A 16,473-nucleotide genomic window follows, 5' to 3' on the forward strand; every position below is an offset into this window, starting at 1 on the left:
AATATTGTGGTGATGAGTTGCTTTTTCTAAAGTTTAAATTTTGCTACCTTCGGGTGGTTCAAACTTGTAACCATATCCCCGTACAGTTTTGATAAACTCTGGCAAACTAGAATCAACTTCCATTTTTTTCCGTAGCTGACCAATATGGACATCGACAACTCGTCCATCTCCTACGTAATCACAACCCCAAATTTTTTGGATCAGTTGGGGACGACTCCAAGCTTGACCTGGATGACTGGCTAAAAAATGTAAAATGTTAAACTCCAAAGCGGTTAAGGCTAAAGGTTTATCGTTTAGCGTTACCTCTCTACCTTCTGGGTTAATCGCTAACTGTTTAAAGATCAGGCGCTGTGATTGACTGGGATGGATATAACGAATGCGTCTTAAAAGTGCTTCTACTCGGACTTCTACTTCTGCTAAACTAAATGGTTTAGTCATGAAATCATCTGCACCTGCTGCCAGAACCCTAATTTTATCAGCTTCATCATTCCGGCTAGTGAGTATCAAAACTAAAACATTGGTACGACTTTGCATTTCTTGACAAAGTTTGTAACCATTAGCGTCTGGCAAATTCCAATCCAGAATTACTAAAGCGGGGTTGAATTGTTCAAATAAAGCCAGCGCAGTTTTACCATCTGCGGCTGATTCTATTTGATATTTCCGACTTAAAAACCTGTATACGAGATTTCGGACGCTGAAATCATCATCTACAATCAGAATTTTGGGAGTATTAGTGGAAAGCGTATCCATAAGGCAATGCAGTCTATGATTGGTTTGGCAATTTGCTGTAGCGATAGATGGGGGTTTAAGTGTTGTTTTTCAGAGTTCATTCGCTCCTAATGTAGCTTGAAGTGAAAAATCCTGTAATACTACCTGTATATCCTAAATTTTCCATAAAGTTCATCAAAACTTCAAACATGATAATGCTTAAAAGATGTATGCGTAATGTATGATTTAAGGATTTTTTGCCAAAGTTTAGGTATAAATTCGACAATCAACCCTGGAAAGTCATGTAATTTTTAAGCATCCCTAGAACTGCAAACAGCCCAAAAAACTGATAGACATCATTTATCTGTAGCAATCATGATTATTTGAGTCAAATCGTTACATTTTATTATTCAAATCAGATTAAGTGAATCGGGTCATAAATCTATACAGTTCGGTTAAGAAAAATTATCTGTCTCAGGAAAGATAAATAAAGTTTATGTATTTTGTTAAGTTGCTGTTAAGGTAATCAACAATTAAAACAATGACTAATAACCTTTTCAGTAGTATTATTTCCCACCAGCAACCCATAGAAGCTGAGTCTGATGTTCATGCAATTAAATCTCGCTTGGAATGGGGGGAACCAGCTTTTACAATTTTAGATGTGCGCGATCGCTCAATTTATAATCAGGGTCATATTATGGGAGCAATGTCTATGCCCATAGATGAACTAGCAAACTCGGCAAGATCATCTTTAGATCAAAAGCGTGATATTTACGTTTATGGTCTCAATGATGGGCAAACTGCTCAAGCTGCTCAAATACTCCGTTCTGCGAAGTTTTTCAATGTCTCTGAGATCATTGGTGGTCTGAATGCATGGAAAGCTATCGGTGGTCCAACAGAAGGTATTATTGAATCCACCACTCCCGCAGATACAGACAATGATAATTTCGTATCTAGGATACAAACTCTCTTAGAAAAATAACAAAAATGAAATTCGTAATTAATAATTGAATTACAAATTACGAATTTATCACTGGCGCTGTATGAATTTTCAATTTTTGAAGAATGAATCCTCAATGTTCAAATAAATCTTTGAATTGCAACAAATCCAAAGACACGATTGTTGGCAAAACTTGAAAGCATTCTTGGGCTAGTTGCCAACGCCCTTCTCGTTGCAGCATTTGCGTCAGCTTTTGCTGTATCTTCAGTAGGTAACGAACATCATTGGCAGCATAATTCAGTTGGGCTTCAGATAAGTTAGCAGCGTTACCCCAATCAGAACTTTGAGAGCTTTTATCTAGTTCTACTTGTTCCAACTCTTGCACTACATCTTTAAGTCCGTGACGGTTAGTATAAGTACGGGCTAACTTACTGGCAATCTTGGTACAAAAAACAGGCTGAACCTTAATTTCTAGGTTGTGAAGCAAAGTAGCAACGTCAAAACGGGCAAAGTGAAATACTTTGAGGACATGGGTTGCTTCCAAGAGTTTTTTTAAATTTGGGGCTGTTGTTTGTCCTTTAGCGATGCGGATAGCTGTGACTTTTCCCTCTAGATTACACAACTGGACGAGACACAAGCGATCGCGCTGTGGTAGTAATCCCATTGTTTCGGTATCGACTGCGATTGCATCAGATTCTAAATACTGCGAGAGAGTAGCCTCATCGAGATCGTGATCGTTAACCTGAAAATCTGGTAATGTCATGAATGGTTCACAAAATAAATGATTGTGTCTAGCAGACAAATTATTCATCAGACACTACATCATTATTGTGCAAGAAATTCAGTAATAAAAACTATCTTGCGTTCAAAAATATTTGCGTGAGGTAGACTTCTCCTTTTGCATTAGTGGCTACACCGACTCCTGTCAGCTTGTATTTTCCTTGTATATTTTTCAGATGTCCAGGACTATTAAGCCAACCAATCACAGCTTGGTTAGCCGGATTGCTATATCCAATGTTAAAAGCCACATTTTCGGCTGCACTGTCCAGAGTCAGAGGGATGGCCTTGACTCTCTGTTCAAATCCATGATGACTAAACTTAACTACTCCTTTAGCCATGTTTTGACTGTGAATTCTAGCCTGCTGAGTAATATTGGCATTTAAAATTAAGTTTGGTAGTCCCTGAGAAGCCCGATATTGATTAATTTGCTCAAAAACTGATTTTTCTAGTTTAGTAGTTTGAAAATTAAGATTCGATATTGCTGCTTGACTAGAAGTATTCAATGACTGCTGATTTTGAGCGTTTTTTTTGGTAGAACTATTGCTGGTTACAGGGGCGGTCATGAATCCACTAGCAAAGACAAGCATACTTAAAGCGATGCCAAAAGCAGTTTGTCGAAACATAGAGAATTAAGTAGTGTATGGATTTATCAGACATATACTCTATCTTCTGATTCTGAGAATACATACCAGGATACTATTAAGTCTTCATGATCTGAGTAATTATCGACATTTTCAGAGTTATGAGTTTATTTTTATGACTATTGCATTTTACTTCTCTGAAAATCTGCCAATTTTATGACTTTTTCATCACCATAGTATCCATTGGTTGATGTCTCTGGTAGATGCCGCTGAAAATGTTCCTGAAACTACATTATTAATCAAAAAATCTCCAAAAAATAGTATCCACTGACAGATGTCGTGGACACTAAAACTCTCAGGAAAACATTTCTATAAAAACTGATCTGGTGTGAATGACTTACTAAGGAATTAGAAATTTTGCTACTGTTTGTACGTCTTTGTCACCCCTTCCAGAACAGTTGATGATAATTTTGGGACTACCGGCAAGTTGCGGACAGAGGGTTTCTAGATAAGCGATCGCATGAGAAGTTTCCAAAGCTGGTATAATCCCCTCTAATTTCGATAGCCGTTGGAATGCCTCCAAAGCCTCAGCATCGGTAACACTGTAATATTCAGCCCTGCCAATATCCTTCATATAGCTGTGTTCTGGACCCACACCAGGATAATCTAAACCAGCACTAATGGAGTGAGGTTCAATAACTTGTCCGTCATCATCTTGCAAAAGATAACTCATCGAACCATGCAATACACCAACTTGTCCTTTTGTCAAGGTAGCGGCGTGTTTGCCAGTATCCACACCTTCACCAGCAGCTTCCACTCCAATTAACCGCACAGATGGCTCTTTCACAAATTCGTGAAATAGTCCCATGGCATTAGAACCACCACCCACACAAGCCATGAGAATATCAGGTAAACCGCCCCATTTTTCTAATGCTTGAGCGCGGGTTTCTTCACCGATCACAGCATGAAAATCCCGTACCATCATCGGGTAAGGATGGGGACCAGCCACGGAACCGAGGATGTAATGGGTAGTTTCTACATTCGTTACCCAGTCCCGAATGGCTTCAGAAGTGGCATCTTTGAGAGTTCCCGTACCGGCAGACACTGGGCGAACTTCTGCCCCCATTAACCGCATTCTGAACACGTTTAAAGCTTGGCGTTCCATATCGTGAACACCCATATAAATCACACATTCCAAACCAAACCGAGCGCAAACTGTGGCCGTAGCTACGCCATGTTGTCCTGCACCGGTTTCCGCAATTACACGCTTTTTACCCATGCGCTTGGCTAATAATACCTGACCAAGAGCATTATTAATTTTATGTGCGCCAGTATGATTTAAATCTTCACGTTTTAAGTAAATTTGCGCTCCTGTACCATCAGGACGGGCATAATGAGCGGTGAGGCGTTCGGCAAAGTATAAAGGTGTAGCCCGTCCTACGTAATCTTTTAATAAACCTTGTAATTCGGCTTGAAAACCAGGTTCATGGCGATATTGCTGATATGCGGTTTCTAATTCAGCTAACGCCGGCATGAGGGTTTCGGGAACATACTTACCACCAAAGCGGCCAAAACGTCCTAGAGTATCAGGAACTGAAGCAGTTTGTGAAAAATTAGGAGAGAGGGGAGTAATAGTCACGGATTGGGTAAAATAAGAGAACAAAGTTAATTTTAATTCTAGAACTGTTGAGGATGCCCACAAAGAGCATTATTCCCTCGTTCCCAGTCTCCAGACTGGGAATGCCATCTTAGAGGTTCTACCTCCAGGTATAGTATAGGCAGAGCCTCTCAACTGCATTCCCACGCAGAGGATGGGAACGAGAGATAGGCAGAGAACTACATTCCCACCCAGAGCATGGGAACGAGAGAATTCCTTTATTCCTGAGATTGCTCTTTTTGTAAAGCCTGAATTTGCTCAAGAGATAATTCCGTAATTTCGGCAATTTGTTCTAAACTCATGCCAATTCGTAACAATTTTAAAGCAAACAGTCTTGTTGCTTCAGTTTTACCTTCTGCTACAGCTTCTTGATAAACCTTAGTTTGTTTCAACTCACTTAAACCTAACATAGCTTCAATCTCCTCTCGGCTCTTTTTGGGTAATTTATAGACGATAATTGTCTCAATTAGATTAATTAAATCCCGTTTAGTATTTGCATTCGTTAGTTGTTGGTTTGCTTGGGCAATTAAGCGTTTTGCTAATGCTGGTGCAGCTTCTTCTGTTTCTATCACCAGTTTAACAACTCCCACTCCTAAAGAACTCTCTCCCAACTCATCTAAATAAATGCGTCTAACTCGCTCAAGCAGCAAGATTTCCCCAAATTGTAAATTCTGTTCTCTTTCTATATTACGACTAGGATAGATAATCACAACCTGCCAAGGATGAGAAGTTTTGTATTGTCGCAGATAGAGAAAAAGTTCTGCAAATAGACGATAATATAAATCATCATCGGGCTGAAATTGAACTTCAACAATATAAAATGGTTTTTTGGGATCTTTGGTGGTTGGTAGAAATAAACCATCTAAACGAAAAGCTAGTTGTTTGACTTCACGAGATGTGAATTCATATGTACCTGCTTCTGTAGGAGATTGGTTAATTAATTCAAAGAAAATGCTAGGAAATGCTTGAAATAAGCTATAGAAAATTGTATCTGTTTTCACGGTAATTGAGTAATTTTTATATCTAATCTAGTTGAGGTTTCGCGCAAAGATACAAAGGTGCAAAGATGCAAGAGCCGAAAATTCTAGTTCCCACGCAAAGCATGGGAACTAGAGAATGCCACATATTCTTATTCGATCCTGTATACTATTATTCATATATTTTTAAGCACTAATAGCCGTATTGTGACTAAACTGGCAGGACGTTACCAAATTATAAGAGAATTAGGCGGGGGGACTTTTGCCGTTACTTACCTCGCTCAAGACGATATGCAGCCAAGCAAACCCTTTTGCGTTGTCAAGCAATTGCGTCCTATTTACACAGATGCTCAAGTTTTAGGACTATTTGAAAAAGAAGCTGTAATTTTAGAGAAATTGGGTAAACATCCCCAAATTCCCACATTATTGGCACACTTTCAAGAAAATGATAAATTTTATATAATTCAAGAATATATTGATGGACATGACTTGAGCAAAGAAATCTTTGCAGGTAAGCGGTTGAGTGAAGGTTATGTAATTAAGTTATTGCAAGATATTTTAGAAGCGTTGGCTTTTGTTCACACGCAGGGAGTTATTCACCGTGACATCAAACCCGCAAATCTGATGCGCCGTAAGGAAGATGGTAAAATTTGCTTGGTAGATTTTGGAGCAGTTAAACAAATTGGTTCAATTATTCTCAACCCCCAAGGAGGAATTACACCAAGTATTATTATTGGTTCTCCTGGATATATGCCTGGTGAGCAAGGAATTGGTCAACCCTGTTATGCTAGTGATATTTACGCTGTAGGAATGACAGCTATTCACGCTTTGACAGGTATTAATCCCACCCATTTACAAGAAGATCCGCCCACGGGTGAGATAATTTGGCCGTATGATCAATTACAGATTAGTGAATATCTAGCGGAAGTTTTAACTACAATGGTGCGGCGTTATTTTAAAATGCGCTATCCTTCGGCTTTGGAAGCATTAGCAGCTTTAAAACCCCTGTTAGAAGCATCTACAGGAACAATTCTTTTTACTCCTGCCAAAACTGCATATTGCAATGAAGTTCTGAAACGCCTGAAACAGGGAAATGGTAAACTATCTCCTGTGGCGTTACAACTATTAGAAACGGAAAGGAAAAAGTTAAGCTTATCTTCAGCAGAAGCTAAGGAAATGTATGAGTTTGCATTTTCTCAAGCACAGGAATATGCACGGAAACTAAATGAATATGAAGACTTATTTTTTAAGGTTGTTAAAGTCCAATTTCCCTTTAATCAAGAAACAGAAGCAGAATTACAAGAATATCGTGATTCTTTAGGTTTAAAACCGGAAGATGTGGCTAATATTGAAGAACGGGTTTTGGCACAAAGGCAGCTAGAATATGAACGTCAACCAAAAAAACCAAATCCTCCACCACCACAACCAGAAAGATTTATAGGTATTCCTGTTACTACTTTTGAATTTGAAACAGCTAAGTTAATTTTAAAATCTGGTGTTTTTGGTTTAGGAAAAGGTTGGGAAATTCAACGCAGTCGCAAAAAAGCCAGATTATTTATTCAAAACTTGGGAAATGGTGTAAATCTAGAAATGGTGGCTATTCCTGGAGGGACTTTTTTCATGGGTTCTCCAGAAAATGAGGAAAGTCGAAGTTCGAGTGATAGTCCACAACATCAAGTTAATGTTCCCCCGTTTTTCATGGGTAAATATCCAGTTACTCAGAAACAATGGCAAGCTATAGCTGCTTTACCAAAGGTTAAGATTGATTTAGAATCTGATCCATCTAATTTTAAAGGTGATAATTTACCAGTTGAGAGGGTATCCTGGGACAGTGTTCAAGAATTTTGTGCCAGACTGTCTCAAAGAACAAGTAAAGCCTATCGCTTACCTAGTGAAGCTGAATGGGAATATGCTTGTCGCGCCGGAACAACTACCCCGTTTTATTTTGGGGAAACAATTTCCACCGATTTAGCAAATTATAATGGTAACTACACTTATGGTAGTGGTGTAAAAGGAGAATATCGAGAAAAAACTACAGATGTCGGAAAATTTCCGGCAAACGCTTTTGGTTTATACGATATGTGTGGTAATATATGGGAATGGTGCGAAGATGAGTGGCACGAAAATTATATAGATGCGCCTACTGATGGTAGTGCGTGGCTTGATGGTAGCAACAATAACACACGGATGCTGCGTGGTGGTTCGTGGGACTTCGATCCCTGGTTCTGTCGCTCGGCGCTTCGCCTCGGGAGTTGGCGCGGCGCTAGGTACAGCCACCTGGGTTTTCGTCTTGCGGTTTCTCCCCCCAGGATTCTGTAGCTCTTTATACTCTTGCTCTTTTGCGCTCTGCGCTCTTGATTCTTTATACTTCCCTAGCGTAACGGAGTGGAGCGATCAAAAATATTTTTTTAGATTCGGGAATGCATGATGAGTGATTTACCTATAATACAGAAAACTTACGATTTAGTCAAGTGGTATGTACCAATCATCAATCGTCTGCCCAGAAATCATAAATATCTGTTAGGTGATAGAATCATTACAGGACTCTATGATTTACTAGAAGGGTTAGTTGTCGCTCGTTATTCCCAAAATAAGTTAGTGCAATTAGAAAACTTAAACACAAAATTGGATGTTATTAGATATCAAACTCGGCTTTTGCTAGATTTTGATTTAATTAAAACAGAGCGTTATGAATATGTGCAAAAATTAATAAATGAAATTGGTATAGATTTAGGTGGTTGGATAAAACAACAAAAATCTACTGGGCGGTTAGAAACCGCGTCTAGATAAGCAAAACCCACCTGCGTAGGTTCAAAACCTTAATTTTTTATTAGTTTGTATAGCCTCGACTTCTCATCACCAGGGCATAAAATGAAAAGACATGGTAATCTCTGGGAGGATATCACAGGTTTTAGCAATTTATTAGCAGCAGCTAAACAAGCACAAAAGGGTAAACGTTTTCGAGATAATGTTTTAGAGTTTAACTACAATTTAGAAAGAGAACTATTTAATTTACAAGCAGAACTCATATCCAAAACTTATTTACCAGGAAATTACAAAACATTCTATATTTTTGAATCTAAACCCCGCCTGATTTCTGCTGCACCTTATCGAGATCGGGTGGTTCACCATGCGCTTTGTCATGTAGTTGCACCAATTTTTGAACGCACATTTATTGATACTTCTTATGCTAATCGAATTGGATTTGGTTCTCATCGGGCGTTAAAAAAATTTACAGAGTTTGCGCGTTCTAGTCAATATGTATTATTAGCTGATATTTGTAAATATTTTCCGAGTATAGACCATGAAATATTAAAGTCAATTATTCGCCAAAAAATTAAATGTTCTGATACCCTATGGTTGATAGATAATATCATTGATCATAGTAATCCTCAAGAACCAGTCAATTTTCATTTTATCGGTGATGATTTATTGTCACCTTTATATAGAAAACGCGGTTTACCAATTGGTAATTTAACTAGCCAATTTATGGCTAATGTCTATTTAAACTACTTTGATCATTTTATCAAAGAAACCCTAAAAATCAATAAATATATTCGGTATGTTGACGATTTTGCTTTATTTGCTGATAAAAAAGATTCATTAGAAAAAGCGAGATTGCAAATTGAAGCATATTTAGCAACTTTAAGGCTCAAAATTCATCCAGTTAAAAGCCAAATATTTAGAACTAAATATGGAGCTAATTTCGTTGGTTTTCGAGTATTACCAGATAGGATTAGAGTCCGTAGTGATAGTCTGCGTCAAGGAATGAAAAAAAGAAAGATGATGCTAACAGACTACAATCAAGACAAAATTAATGATGAAACATTATCTCAATCAATACAGAGTTGGTTTGCTCATTTAAAGCATGGTGATACATGGCGATTAAGAGAGAATCTTATTAACTCCTTAGCTATTTTCGGAGAGTTCATGATTTGAATATTTTATGTTAATCTAATTATTGGGGTAGGCAATTTCGGATGCTGCGTGGTGGTTCGTGGAACAACAATCCCAGGAACTGTCGCTCGGCGAATCGCAACAGGAATAGGCGCGACAATAGGAACAACAACCTGGGTTTTCGTCTTGCGGTTTCTCCCCCCAGCACTCTTCTAATGTCAGAACTGATAAATGGGAATTTATCGGGCGTATCCAAGAAGAGTCCAGACCTACTCCAGTGATATTGGTAACAATATCCGAAAATAAAACCGAGTCGGATAGCTTAGTAGGCTGTAAAGTTGAACGGTTGTCCGATTCATTAAAATTATAGGCGTTGCTGAATCATCGGATGATTTCATCCAATTTTGAATGAACTTTCAATGGTTTCAACAGCCAATTCATCCCGCATTTATGCAACGCCAACAAATTTAGAAATTTTTAAAAGCTAAGTAATATGGTTAAGATAATTACACGAAATTACGTTGGTAAAGAAAATGTCTATGACATTGGAGTTGAGCGTGACCATAATTTTGCCATCAAAAATGGTTTAATCGCCTCTAATTGTTTCAATAAATCTCACTCTACTGCCTACGCTTACGTAACTTATCAAACTTCATACTTAAAAGCCAATTACCCATTAGAATATATGGCGGCGCTGTTAACAGCTAACAGTGGTGACACCGACAAAGTGCAGAAATATCTAAACAACTGCATGAGTATGGGTATTCAAATAGATCCACCAGATATTAATCGCTCTGGCTTGGATTTTACACCCGCAGAAGGGAAGATTTTATTTGGATTTTCCGCAGTGCGTAACGTGGGACAAAATGCAATCGCAGGTATTTTAGAAGCGAGAGCAGAGGGAGGAGAATTTAAATCCCTGGGCGATTTTTGCGATCGCATTGATTTGCGTGCTGTTAACCGTCGGACATTGGAATCACTGATTCACTGTGGAGCCTTTGACAAAATTGAATCTAACCGCCAACAATTAATTAGAGACTTAGAATTAGTCTATGATTGGGCGCAATCCCGCGCTAAAGATAGAGCCAGTGGACAGGGAAATCTATTTGATTTAATGGGGGGTGGATTTGCAACTAATAATCATCAACAAAAAACTAATAATGCTTTTGAATCTGCTCCCAAAGCTGAACCAACTCATGATTTTCCCCAACAAGAAAAACTGCGATTAGAAAAAGAATTATTAGGATTTTATGTATCTGCTCACCCACTCAAAGACATTAAACAATCCTCATCACTACTTGCACCAATTAACCTTTCACAGCTTGGGGAACAAAAAGAGAATATAATTCTTTGTGCCGTTGTCATCCTCAATAATGTCAAAAAAGTGGTGACAAAAAAAGGCGATCCAATGGCAATTTTACAAATAGAAGATTTAACCGCATCATCAGAAGCAATAGTCTTCCCCAAAAATTATGACCGGGTTGGTTCACTACTTAAAGTTGATGACAGACTAATTATTTGGGGTAAAGTAGACCGACGCGATGAACAAACTCAATTTATAGTAGAAGATGCAGAACCAGTGGAAACAGTCCAGATGGTAATGGTTGAATTAAATCCACAAGAAGCAGGTACTATTGAAATCCAACATCGACTGCGATCAATTTTAAAGGAACAATCAGGAGATAAAGATAAAGCCAAAGTTCCAGTAATTGGCATTATTCAATCAGGAAATAATCGTCAATTGGTGCGATTCGGAAAGCAATTTTGGGTACAAGATTCCGTCACGACTAAACAAGTCCTACAAAATGCTAGATTTAATGCTCACGTCAAGCAACTGACAGATAATTAACTTGACATACTCCCCACGCCTTCAGGCGTGGGGATTCTAGGCTCAAACAGCAATTGCAGGCATAGCCCGACTTACATCACCTAACCCAATGGTCGATGCCCCAACCATTTGAATGTTTTTAGCGGCGTTCTCGTCCCTGCCATTAACTGATTGACACTCCTGGCAACGCCATTCTCTAACTGATAAATCTAAACTTTCTAAAACGTGTCCACAACAAGAACAAGTTTTGCTGGATGGATACCATTGGTCTATGAATACAACCAGTTTGTTTTTCTTTTTGGCAATCCATTCTAGAATTTGCAAAAACTCACCAAAAGCCAAGTCTGATATTTTTCTACCCCAAAGACGCTGCATTCCCTTAAGGTTTAGGGTTTCAAAACACAGCACATCAAACCTATCGGTTAATTCATGGGCTAACTTCCAAAACCAATCGCGTCTGCGGTGAGAAATATCTTCGTATTTGCGTACTATATCTTTTCTTGCCCGTTCTCGGTTGGCTGAACCTTTTAGTTTTTTGGAATGACACTTGCTGGCTTTTTTAACAGCATTTAATGATTGCTTGAAGAATTGGGGAGACTCAATTTTTGTGCCATCTGTTCGCGTAGCGTCTCCGGAGGAGAAACAAGTGAGGAATGTCTTTAAACCAAAGTCAAAACCAGCGATTTTACCCGTCTTAACTTCAACCTCTGATTTAATACAGTCATCAACCACTACAACCATAAACAATTCACCCAACGATGTGCGTTTAATGGTTAAAGTTTTGACTGTTCCCTCAATCTCTCTAGACTTCCAAAGTTGATATACTCTATTACCAATTTTTACTCTGTTGCCACCTAAAAACTTATAGCCTGCTTGCTTAAGGGTGAATGATTTATACTTTTTAACTTTCTTAAATCCCGGTGGTCTAACTCCTTTTTTGTTGTGTTTAAAAAACAATTGGTAGGCTTTCTCAATCCGTTGACAAATATCTTGTACTGCTTGAGAGCCTACGGATTGCCAAAACGGGTTACGCTTCCTCTGCTTGGCGATATGAGACTGAAGTTTTGCACAACTCAAATGCTTACCCCACATTCGGTAGTACCGACGATGAAGAGCAATGCAATGGTTATAAATCACCCCAGAAGCGTTAATCATTCGCTTGAGGTGTCTATTCCGCTTGTGTTGATAGAGCTTAAACTTCAGTGTTTTCATATTACCTATGATACCATAAATGGGTAGCCATTGGATAGCAACATGAAAGAAAGACTGAGTATACGGGTTGACCCCCAGAGGCTTGAAAAATTAAGAAGAGTTGCCAAACAAAAGCATAAGACGATGACTCAGTTGATTGAAGACTGGATTGACAGGCTACAGGAAGAAAAGCCGTCCTAGAAAGACGGAGCTTTAGACCCAGTTTTTCGGTAAGCTGCTAGTTAGAAGAAGAAGAGGACGCGGGGAAAGAGGGAAAGAGGTATTAACGACTGGGGTTAATTAGTAATTCACAATTTGTCATAAAAATCGTCATCTCCGATGATGTAACAGTTATGCTAGTTAAATTGAGAAAAATATCAATCAGAGCAAAATAGAGGTAAATATGAAGGTGTTAAGTAATTGGACAAAAATATTTACAGTCATTGCGAGCGAAGCGAAGCAATCCCAGCCCTTGCGATTGCGTCATTCCACTGCGTTCCATTCGCAATGACATTGTGTAATTAATTCTGTCCTAGTACTTATCTAGAAGGTGTAGGCTATTTAGTAGGCGATATTAGTTGCCAATTTAATGCTCGCTCTGGTTACATCCGTTGTGCTGTCAATCCTAGCGGTCCCTGTCAAGACTGCCGCTACTATGAACCCAAAGAATTAGCTAGTACCGCAGGGTAGAATTAAAAATTAAAAATTAAAAATTGAAAATTAAAAAAGCTGATGACAACATCAAAATTTTGAATAATTACGACTAAATTAGCCGATACTTTTTCTCGCTGCTAATTTATATATTCTCAATTCCAAATTGACAGGTAATGTACGAATTCTATGACAATCTATTTTTACAGCAGTCGTGAGGAATATGGTTGTTTTTCTAACTTCTCACCACACGGCTTTACTCTAGATGATTTATATTGGACTACCAGCGAACATTACTTTCAAGCACAAAAATTTATTGGTACACCCCATAGCGAACAAATTCGCCTCGTTAAAACACCAAAAGATGCAGCAAGAATGGGTAGACAAAGAAATCGTCCCCTGCGTTCAGATTGGGAACAAGTGAAAAACAATATCATGCGGAAAGCATTGCTATGTAAATTTTCCAGCCACTCAGATATTCGAGAAATTCTCCTTTCTACAGGCAATCAAGAATTAGTTGAAAATTCGCCCATAGACTATTATTGGGGATGTGGATCTGATGGTAGTGGTAAAAATATGCTGGGCATAATTTTAATGGAAATAAGAGATACACTCCGCAATAGCTAATACCTACTATAGAAACATTGCTAATTTTCAAGTATAATACTCTTATTCCCATCAATCTTTGGCGTAGTTAATCTGTTAAGTATGTATTTAATGGATTGTTGGGTAAATCATAAAATTTAAAGTAGTAATTACCGTATTAGGAGTATAAATACTATGTCTACATTACAAAAAGTCAAGAAATATTACAAATGGTTCTGGGATGTAACTCTTGGTGGTGACTATGACGCTTGGGGTACTAGTACCTACTTTATGGAAATTGGTGGCGATTTGTATGCTCGCAGACAAATAGAAGTTTATGAAAATGGCAATGTATTATTTTATGATAGTAGCCATTTTTCCGATAATCATGGGATGTTATGCGATAAAAAGATAGATGATGGAAATATTGAAGAATTTGAAATTTCCAAAACCGAATTTGAACAAGTATGGCAAAGCAAAACTCCCATTAATAAATAACAAGATCAGGAGGTGACAAAAAACAAGGTTAGCTTTTATATAAGTCAAGCAAATGCCAGGCGCTAAACAATCTTTTCGGATCGATGATCTCCTAGTGCAGATTTACAATTCTGAAGCGGAAATGGCGCAAGATGTTGCCGAAATCGCACATCAGTATTTACTGCAACTACTCCAACAACAGGATACCGTTGCTGTGTTATTAGCGACGGGAAACTCCCAAGTTAAATTTCTCGATGCTTTAATCGCTCTAGGTGGAATAGATTGGTCAAGAACTACCTTATTCCATTTAGATGAATATTTGGGAATTACAGCTGACCATGCTGCTAGTTTCCGGCGTTATTTGCGAGAGCGTGTCGAGCAACGGGTGTTTCCTAAAGAGTTTTATTATATAGAGGGTGATACATTAGAACCGATAGCAGAATGCGATCGCTACACAAAACTTCTGCAAGCTCAACCAATTGACTTATGCTGTCTTGGTGTTGGTGAAAATGGACACTTAGCTTTTAACGACCCAGCAGTAACTAATTTTCAAGATCCCGCTAAAGTTAAACTCGTAAAACTTGATCAAGTGAACCGTCTCCAACAAGTGAATGCAGGACAGTTCCCTAATTTAGAAACCGTTCCCCAATATGCATTTACTGTGACAATCCCCATGATTTGTACAGCTAAAAAGATTATCTGCCTAGCACCAGACACACGCAAAGCCAAAATAGTAAAAGAGATATTGCATGGGTCGATTAGCACAAACTGTCCAGCTTCTATTTTGCGTAAACAACCTCAAGCTACTTTATTTTTAGATGTACATTCTGCTAACTTATTATAATTTGTAATTTATAATTTGTAATTTACTTCCTTGGTGTTGAAGCTTCCAAGCAGATAAGCAAGCTTCCAGATGAGAACATTCTTCACATTTAATTTCTTGTCCAGGATTAGAACATCCGCAAGGGGGATTTACAAAACATTCATCAGGATGTTTAGGAATCCAAGACCTTTTAAAGATAAAGTATGAAGTTGCTTCCTGTAGGCAAACAATCAAATCTTGAACCATAATGAATATAACCTATATAAGTACCGGAATTCACATTCTAAAACTATGAATACGCAAATATTTGGACAATGCTTATATTGTCCCTAACCAAGAAAATCATCACATCATACTTAAAGTAGATAAATAGCGATCCTAAGTAAGATGTCATATAGAAGTCATATTTGATTTTTGAGAAAAATTAGGTATTGTAGGGTGCGTCAGATATTACAAATCTGTTTATTAATAGAATTTATGGAGTCTGACGCACCCTACGTATCTTTTCATAAATCAAATATTATTCCTATAGCTCTTTTTTCTCTGCATCTAGAGTAGTTGATTAAATAAATCCAGTCATGTCTACGATCACCATTAGAGATACGCAAATCAGATAGGATGGCTATATAATTTTAATAATTTTACCCTTGAGAAATAACTTGATCAACAATCAAACTTGTTTAATTATCCGACCATCTTCCATATGAATAATGCGGTCAGCAATATCTAGAATTCGGTAATCATGAGTGACAATTAAAATAGCACAACTCTGCTCCTTAGCTAGTGCTTGCATAAGTTGAACAACATCTCTACCTGATTTACTATCTAAAGCCGCAGTAGGTTCATCAGCTAAAACTAATTTGGGATGACTAACTAAAGCACGAGCAATAGCTACTCGTTGTTTTTGTCCTCCTGAAAGATCAGATGGGTAGTAATTAACCCTATTTTCCAAATTCACAGCATGAAGCATAGCTTCTGATTGTTTACGAGCTTCCCATTCAGAAATATTTTGTTGTAGTTCCAGCGACATTTGTACATTTTGTCTAGCTGTCAAGAAATCCAGTAAATTGTGAGCTTGAAAAATATAGCCAATTTGGCGACGCACCTCCACTAACTTTTTATTGCTGGCTCCAAATAATTCCTGTCCAATAAATTTGAGACTTCCCTCTTGAACAGAACGCAAAGCACCAATTAGACTTAATAGAGTTGTTTTTCCTGAACCAGATGGTCCAGTCATAATCACAATTTCCCCAGAATTCATTGTCAAATTAATGTCAAATAAAATCTGGTTACGCAATGTGATTTTACCAAAATATTGATTGAGGTTTGAGACCTCTAAAATAAATTTTGATGGCAACATTTTTAATGAGGTTTTAAT

At 38.0% G+C, this 16,473-nt stretch carries 16 protein-coding genes and 2 pseudogenes; 11 read left to right on the forward strand and 7 right to left on the reverse strand.

The window, feature by feature from the left end; all coding sequences use genetic code 11:
* Positions 1-33: 33 nt before the first annotated feature.
* Entirely contained in the window at positions 34-750 is a 717-nt protein-coding gene (locus ANA7108_RS0117075; RefSeq protein WP_016952020.1) for a response regulator transcription factor, read from the reverse strand.
* Positions 751-1,249: 499 nt separating this feature from the next.
* Here ANA7108_RS0117075 and ANA7108_RS0117080 point away from each other — a divergent pair, with 499 nt between their 5' ends.
* Positions 1,250-1,690 carry a rhodanese-like domain-containing protein gene (locus tag ANA7108_RS0117080; protein ID WP_016952021.1) on the forward strand — a complete coding sequence of 147 codons (441 nt, stop codon included), beginning with the start codon at positions 1,250-1,252 and terminating at the stop codon, positions 1,688-1,690.
* A 91-nt stretch (positions 1,691-1,781) separates the two neighbouring features.
* On the opposite strand, the gene ANA7108_RS0117085 is transcribed toward ANA7108_RS0117080, so the two are convergent.
* From ANA7108_RS0117085 to ANA7108_RS0117100, 4 genes are all read right to left on the reverse strand, one after another.
* Positions 1,782-2,411 carry a ribonuclease H-like domain-containing protein gene (locus ANA7108_RS0117085; RefSeq protein ID WP_016952022.1) on the reverse strand — a complete coding sequence of 210 codons (630 nt, stop codon included), beginning with the start codon at positions 2,409-2,411 and terminating at the stop codon, positions 1,782-1,784.
* A 91-nt stretch (positions 2,412-2,502) separates the two neighbouring features.
* A complete protein-coding gene (locus tag ANA7108_RS0117090; RefSeq protein ID WP_016952023.1) occupies positions 2,503-3,051 on the reverse strand; it encodes a CAP domain-containing protein in 549 nt (182 codons plus the stop codon).
* A gap of 358 nt (positions 3,052-3,409) precedes the next feature.
* On the reverse strand, positions 3,410-4,648 hold the full coding sequence (trpB, locus tag ANA7108_RS0117095) for a tryptophan synthase subunit beta (RefSeq protein ID WP_026104251.1): 1,239 nt from the start codon (positions 4,646-4,648) through the stop codon (positions 3,410-3,412).
* 236 nt (positions 4,649-4,884) lie between these two features.
* Positions 4,885-5,667: an Rpn family recombination-promoting nuclease/putative transposase gene (locus ANA7108_RS0117100; RefSeq protein ID WP_016952025.1), complete on the reverse strand. Its 783-nt coding sequence runs from the start codon at positions 5,665-5,667 to the stop codon at positions 4,885-4,887.
* A 183-nt stretch (positions 5,668-5,850) separates the two neighbouring features.
* Here ANA7108_RS0117100 and ANA7108_RS0117105 point away from each other — a divergent pair, with 183 nt between their 5' ends.
* The 5 genes and pseudogenes from ANA7108_RS0117105 (at position 5,851) to ANA7108_RS0117120 (ending at position 11,389) form a co-directional block, all read left to right on the forward strand.
* Positions 5,851-7,962, forward strand: a complete 2,112-nt coding sequence (locus tag ANA7108_RS0117105; RefSeq protein ID WP_016952026.1) for a bifunctional serine/threonine-protein kinase/formylglycine-generating enzyme family protein — start codon at positions 5,851-5,853, stop codon at positions 7,960-7,962.
* A 108-nt stretch (positions 7,963-8,070) separates the two neighbouring features.
* On the forward strand, positions 8,071-8,433 hold the full coding sequence (gene avd / locus ANA7108_RS0117110) for a diversity-generating retroelement protein Avd (protein WP_016952027.1): 363 nt from the start codon (positions 8,071-8,073) through the stop codon (positions 8,431-8,433).
* 81 nt (positions 8,434-8,514) lie between these two features.
* Positions 8,515-9,582 carry an RNA-directed DNA polymerase gene (locus ANA7108_RS0117115; RefSeq protein ID WP_016952028.1) on the forward strand — a complete coding sequence of 356 codons (1,068 nt, stop codon included), beginning with the start codon at positions 8,515-8,517 and terminating at the stop codon, positions 9,580-9,582.
* Positions 9,583-9,614: 32 nt separating this feature from the next.
* Positions 9,615-9,821: pseudogene (locus ANA7108_RS29720) on the forward strand (SUMF1/EgtB/PvdO family nonheme iron enzyme); the annotation flags it as partial.
* Positions 9,822-10,033: 212 nt separating this feature from the next.
* On the forward strand, positions 10,034-11,389 hold the full coding sequence (locus ANA7108_RS0117120) for a trans-splicing intein-formed DNA polymerase III subunit alpha C-terminal partner DnaE-C (RefSeq protein WP_016952029.1): 1,356 nt from the start codon (positions 10,034-10,036) through the stop codon (positions 11,387-11,389).
* A gap of 42 nt (positions 11,390-11,431) precedes the next feature.
* On the opposite strand, the gene ANA7108_RS0117125 is transcribed toward ANA7108_RS0117120, so the two are convergent.
* The gene (locus ANA7108_RS0117125; RefSeq protein WP_026104252.1) at positions 11,432-12,580 is read right to left on the reverse strand and encodes an RNA-guided endonuclease TnpB family protein; all 1,149 of its coding nucleotides are present in this window, start codon (positions 12,578-12,580) and stop codon (positions 11,432-11,434) included.
* 42 nt (positions 12,581-12,622) lie between these two features.
* Here ANA7108_RS0117125 and ANA7108_RS30550 point away from each other — a divergent pair, with 42 nt between their 5' ends.
* The 5 genes and pseudogenes from ANA7108_RS30550 to ANA7108_RS0117145 all read left to right on the forward strand — a co-directional run bounded on the left by ANA7108_RS30550 (position 12,623) and on the right by ANA7108_RS0117145 (position 15,116).
* Complete coding sequence (locus tag ANA7108_RS30550) at positions 12,623-12,760, forward strand: DUF6364 family protein (protein WP_016952031.1); 138 nt, start codon at positions 12,623-12,625, stop codon at positions 12,758-12,760.
* 339 nt (positions 12,761-13,099) lie between these two features.
* Positions 13,100-13,249: pseudogene (locus ANA7108_RS30995) on the forward strand (DUF6464 family protein); the annotation flags it as partial.
* A 150-nt stretch (positions 13,250-13,399) separates the two neighbouring features.
* Positions 13,400-13,837 carry an NADAR family protein gene (locus ANA7108_RS0117135; protein WP_016952032.1) on the forward strand — a complete coding sequence of 146 codons (438 nt, stop codon included), beginning with the start codon at positions 13,400-13,402 and terminating at the stop codon, positions 13,835-13,837.
* A gap of 153 nt (positions 13,838-13,990) precedes the next feature.
* Positions 13,991-14,293, forward strand: a complete 303-nt coding sequence (locus tag ANA7108_RS0117140) for a hypothetical protein (RefSeq protein WP_016952033.1) — start codon at positions 13,991-13,993, stop codon at positions 14,291-14,293.
* 52 nt (positions 14,294-14,345) lie between these two features.
* Positions 14,346-15,116, forward strand: a complete 771-nt coding sequence (locus tag ANA7108_RS0117145) for a glucosamine-6-phosphate deaminase (protein ID WP_016952034.1) — start codon at positions 14,346-14,348, stop codon at positions 15,114-15,116.
* Between the two features lie 649 nt (positions 15,117-15,765).
* Here ANA7108_RS0117145 and ANA7108_RS0117155 read toward each other — a convergent pair.
* Complete coding sequence (locus ANA7108_RS0117155; RefSeq protein WP_016952036.1) at positions 15,766-16,455, reverse strand: DevA family ABC transporter ATP-binding protein; 690 nt, start codon at positions 16,453-16,455, stop codon at positions 15,766-15,768.
* Positions 16,456-16,473 lie beyond the last annotated feature (18 nt).

This window comes from Anabaena sp. PCC 7108, assembly GCF_000332135.1.
In the GTDB taxonomy this organism is placed as follows: domain Bacteria; phylum Cyanobacteriota; class Cyanobacteriia; order Cyanobacteriales; family Nostocaceae; genus Anabaena.

What these genes read in the sequence shown, in the direction of transcription:
- ANA7108_RS0117140 (WP_016952033.1), top strand. Translation starts at nt 13,991, where the DNA reads ATGTCTACATTACAAAAAGTCAAGAAATATTACAAATGGTTCTGGGAT.
- avd (WP_016952027.1), top strand. Translation starts at nt 8,071, where the DNA reads ATGAGTGATTTACCTATAATACAGAAAACTTACGATTTAGTCAAGTGG.
- ANA7108_RS0117155 (WP_016952036.1), bottom strand. Translation starts at nt 16,455, where the DNA reads ATGTTGCCATCAAAATTTATTTTAGAGGTCTCAAACCTCAATCAATAT.
- ANA7108_RS0117080 (WP_016952021.1), top strand. Translation starts at nt 1,250, where the DNA reads ATGACTAATAACCTTTTCAGTAGTATTATTTCCCACCAGCAACCCATA.
- ANA7108_RS0117085 (WP_016952022.1), bottom strand. Translation starts at nt 2,411, where the DNA reads ATGACATTACCAGATTTTCAGGTTAACGATCACGATCTCGATGAGGCT.
- ANA7108_RS0117075 (WP_016952020.1), bottom strand. Translation starts at nt 750, where the DNA reads ATGGATACGCTTTCCACTAATACTCCCAAAATTCTGATTGTAGATGAT.
- ANA7108_RS0117125 (WP_026104252.1), bottom strand. Translation starts at nt 12,580, where the DNA reads ATGAAAACACTGAAGTTTAAGCTCTATCAACACAAGCGGAATAGACAC.
- ANA7108_RS0117090 (WP_016952023.1), bottom strand. Translation starts at nt 3,051, where the DNA reads ATGTTTCGACAAACTGCTTTTGGCATCGCTTTAAGTATGCTTGTCTTT.
- ANA7108_RS30550 (WP_016952031.1), top strand. Translation starts at nt 12,623, where the DNA reads ATGAAAGAAAGACTGAGTATACGGGTTGACCCCCAGAGGCTTGAAAAA.
- ANA7108_RS0117135 (WP_016952032.1), top strand. Translation starts at nt 13,400, where the DNA reads ATGACAATCTATTTTTACAGCAGTCGTGAGGAATATGGTTGTTTTTCT.
- ANA7108_RS0117115 (WP_016952028.1), top strand. Translation starts at nt 8,515, where the DNA reads ATGAAAAGACATGGTAATCTCTGGGAGGATATCACAGGTTTTAGCAAT.
- ANA7108_RS0117145 (WP_016952034.1), top strand. Translation starts at nt 14,346, where the DNA reads ATGCCAGGCGCTAAACAATCTTTTCGGATCGATGATCTCCTAGTGCAG.
- ANA7108_RS0117120 (WP_016952029.1), top strand. Translation starts at nt 10,034, where the DNA reads ATGGTTAAGATAATTACACGAAATTACGTTGGTAAAGAAAATGTCTAT.